Consider the following 919-nt stretch of genomic DNA (forward strand, 5'->3'; position numbering starts at 1 on the left):
CTAAATGCTTTAATCATATCAAAAAGCTCGGCTATAAATGGAATCATAAACGGGTATATCGGGTGTATTGTGAATTAAAGCTTAATCTCAGGATAAAGCGTAAACAGCGCATTCCTCCACGAAGCCCAGAAAGGCTATCAGCACCCAATAAACAAGGTGAATGCTGGTCAATGGATTTTATGAGTGACAGTAGTCGTAATCAGCGTCGCTTTAGGACATTCAATGTCATCGATGACTTTAATCGTGAGGCGTTAGGGATTGATATTGCAGTAAGCTTACCAGCAGGAAGGATTACCCGTTACTTAGATAAACTGGCCGAATATCATGGGTATCCATTAAAAATACGGGTCGATAATGGGCCAGAATTTACCGGAAAAACCTTTATAAACTGGGCTAAATCACATGATATAACCATTGATTATATCCAGCCCGGTAGCCCTTATCAAAATGGCTATATTGAACGATTTAATCGTACCTATCGTACTGAAGTACTCGATTTATATCTTTTTAACAACTTAGCACAAGCAAGGAAAATAACCGAAGAATGGTTAACGATTTATAACACCGAAAGACCGCATGAGGCATTAAATAACATGACACCGATTGAGTATAAAACACTAAAACAAGCAGCATGATTTTCTACGTGAGTTGTGTACTAAGTTTGGGGTATTTACATAGTTAAAGGCACAAACAGCTTCAATCGGACTTTCTATAGTACGTTATAAATGGCCTAGCGACTGATCATAAAGCGCTTAGCCAAATGAGTGACCGTTATTTTTTCTTAATGATATAAACGCCATATCTCTTTTCTGTGATAAGGCGTTAGTTTTGTTTTTATGTATATTCATTACAGTAGTTTCTCAAATTACTGAAAATAACACTAAAAATTCCTATAACTTATAAAATATAAAAAAATTCA

Annotated in this window: 1 protein-coding gene; it reads left to right on the forward strand. The window is 35.9% G+C overall.

What is annotated here, in order from left to right; all coding sequences use genetic code 11:
* The coding region (locus tag A9G32_RS02120; protein ID WP_141672864.1) for an IS3 family transposase at window positions 1-635 on the forward strand (635 nt) is incomplete at its 5' end.
* Window positions 636-919 lie beyond the last annotated feature (284 nt).

It is taken from the genome of Gilliamella sp. Gris3-2 (assembly GCF_001690345.1).
GTDB classification, from domain to species: Bacteria; Pseudomonadota; Gammaproteobacteria; order Enterobacterales; family Orbaceae; genus Gilliamella; species Gilliamella bombi.